The sequence below is a fragment of the Frankia sp. Mgl5 genome, assembly GCF_023242985.1.
GTDB classification, from domain to species: domain Bacteria; phylum Actinomycetota; class Actinomycetes; order Frankiales; family Frankiaceae; genus Parafrankia; species Parafrankia soli.
In genome coordinates, this window is the sequence record NZ_JALKFY010000740.1 from 1 (window position 1) to 2,657 (window position 2,657).

Sequence of the window (2,657 nt, forward strand, 5' to 3'; positions counted from 1 at the left end):
CCGAAGCGCTGACCGCATAACATTCAACCAGGATCACGCGGCATCACGCTCCGTACACCACCCCCGTGGGCATGACCTTCCGACTCCCCACAGGCCAAAGCCGATGCTGACCGCATGGGCAACGTCAGTTCCGCCTAGGCCGGGCCCTACTGCCCAGCGGCGCTCCATACCCAGGCCGTCTTCGCTAACCCCGCCTCCAACCGAGCCGCAGCGCCTCACGGCCAAAAAAAGATCATTTTAGATCAATTGTTTCGGCTGTTCCTGGAGCTGCTGCGGCCGGGAACGTCGCGTCGTCCGACAGGAGTACGCCGGGCAGCATGTACTGCGTTCTCAGTAGCCAGGACTGTCGACACATGGACGACGACGGGAGGGCCTTGTTCGGACAGGATTGAACTCTGCCCGCGATCAGACGGCGAACCCCGACACATCCGAATGATCATGATTGCGAGCCCGGTGGTCAGCCCGGCACACGGCGGCGAACGACCCCGGCTCGTGTCAGAAGGAGCGGTACAGGCCGTGAGCGACTTCGAGGCGATGAACTTCTTCCGCGACGAGGAACTCGTCGCGGATCCGTACCCCTACCTCGACGCACTGCGAGAGAAATGCCCTGTCCAGCGGGAACGCCACCACGATGTGGTGATGGTGACCGGCTACGACGAGGCGATGGAGGTCTTCCACGACTCCAGGACCTTCTCGTCGTGCATCTCGGTGACGGGCCCGTTCCCCGGCTTCCCGGTCCCGCTCGAGGGCAACGATGTCTCCGGGCTGATCGAGCAGCATCGCCACGAGCTCCCGATGAACGACCAGCTCCCGACCCTGGACCCGCCCACGCACACAGATCATCGCGCGCTGCTGATGCGGCTGATCACCCCCAAGCGTCTCAAGGAGAACGAGGCACTGATGTGGGACCTGGCCGACGGCATGCTCGATCAGTTCCTGGCCAGCGGGGAGGGCGAGTTCATCAGCGGCTTCGCGGGGCCGTTCACCCTGCTCGTAATCGCCGACCTCCTCGGCGTTCCGGAGGAGGATCGGGAGGAGTTCCTCGACGCGCTGCAGCGCCAGCCGCACGCCCAGAGCGGCGTCGGGAGCACCGGCGAGGAGACACTGGTCCACAGCCCGCTGGAGTTCCTCTACACGCGGTTCACCGACTACATCGAAGACCGTCGCCGCACCCCCCGCGGCGACGTGCTGACCGGGCTGGCGAGTGCGACCTTCCCGGACGGGTCAACGCCTGAGGTCATTGACGTGGTGCGGGTCGCGGCGAACCTGTTCTCCGCCGGGCAGGAGACGACGGTACGCCTCCTCAGCTCCGCACTGAAGATCCTCGGCGAGCGGCCGGACATCCAGCGGCTGCTGCGCGCCGAGCGGGACCGCATCCCGAACTTCATCGAGGAGACGCTTCGGATGGAAAGCCCGGTCAAGGGCGACTTCCGGCTCTCCCGCATACCGTCCACCGTGGGCGGGGTGGAGCTGCCCCCCGGTACCACGGTGATGGTCGTCAACGGGGCGGCGAACCGTGACCCGCGCCGGTTCGTCGACCCGGGCACATTCGACCTCGCCCGTCCAAACGCGCGTCACCACCTGGCCTTTGGACGTGGGATCCACACCTGTCCCGGTGCGCCACTGGCTCGCGCGGAGACACGGGCGAGTATCGAGCGGATTCTGGACCGCACCACCGATATCCGGATCAACGAACGGGTGCACGGTCCCGCCAGTAACCGCCGCTACGAGTACATGCCCACCTTCATCCTGCGCGGGCTGACTAACCTCCACCTGGAGTTCACTCTCGCCGGGGACGTCACCCGATGAAGGCCGCCATCGACGACGACCGCTGCTGCGGGCACGCGACCTGCGTCGCCCTGTGTCCCGAGGTGTTCGCCCTCACCGACGACGGCTACGCCGAAGTACAGATCCCCGAGATCCCCGCCCAGTTCGAGAAGGTAGTCCGCGACGCGGTCGCGAACTGCCCCGAACATGCCGTCACCGCCTATTGATTCAGCTCAGCGGAGGCGGCTACGGGGGAAGGCGAGATAGAGCAGAGCGCCCATGGGCGATCTTGACGCCGTTGCGGTGCACCGGCTGGCCGACGGACGCGAGCCGCACGCTGTGAGCGCCGAGGCGGTACCCGGTTCCATCGATCACCAGGAGATCTGACTGCTGGTTCGAACTCCTGCCGGCCTGCGAGCACCTCCTCCGCCTCGGCGCGCAGCGCGCGCCGAGGCGGAGGAGGGCCTAGTAGGTGGTTGCGGGGGGTTCCTCCTCCGTAGCCGTAGCCGGCTGTCCGAGACAGCATCAGGACGGGGTCGATCCCGCACCCCGGCGGGCCGACACATCCAACGGATCTACGTGTTCTTCGTCGTCGAGCACGCCACCCGTCGTGTCTATGTCCTCGGAGCAACGAAACACCCAACCGCGGCATGGGTCACCCAGCACGCCCGGAACCTGCTGATGGATCTCAAAGATCGCAGCAGCCGGTTCCGGTTCCTCATCCGTGACCGCGATACAAAGTTCACGGCTCCGTTCGACGCCGTCTTCACCGCAGCCGGCATCGACGTGGTACGCACACCGCCACAGTCACCCCAGGCGAACGCGATCGCGGAACGCTGGGTCGGCACCGCCCGCCGCGAATGCACCGACAGATTATTGATCGTCTCTGA

2 protein-coding genes and 1 pseudogene are annotated in these 2,657 nt (G+C 66.1%); all 3 read left to right on the forward strand.

The features are described from left to right. The first annotated feature begins 516 nt into the window (after positions 1–516). Positions 517–1,809 carry a cytochrome P450 gene (locus MXD62_RS27235; protein ID WP_248832261.1) on the forward strand — a complete coding sequence of 431 codons (1,293 nt, stop codon included), beginning with the start codon at positions 517–519 and terminating at the stop codon, positions 1,807–1,809. Then, complete coding sequence (locus tag MXD62_RS27240; protein ID WP_248831219.1) at positions 1,806–1,994, forward strand: ferredoxin; 189 nt, start codon at positions 1,806–1,808, stop codon at positions 1,992–1,994. Before MXD62_RS27235 ends, MXD62_RS27240 begins: the two co-directional genes overlap by 4 nt. 337 nt (positions 1,995–2,331) lie before the next feature. Then, positions 2,332–2,657, forward strand: a pseudogene (locus MXD62_RS27245) (integrase); the annotation flags it as partial.

What these genes read in the sequence shown, in the direction of transcription:
- MXD62_RS27240 (WP_248831219.1), top strand. Translation starts at nt 1,806, where the DNA reads ATGAAGGCCGCCATCGACGACGACCGCTGCTGCGGGCACGCGACCTGC.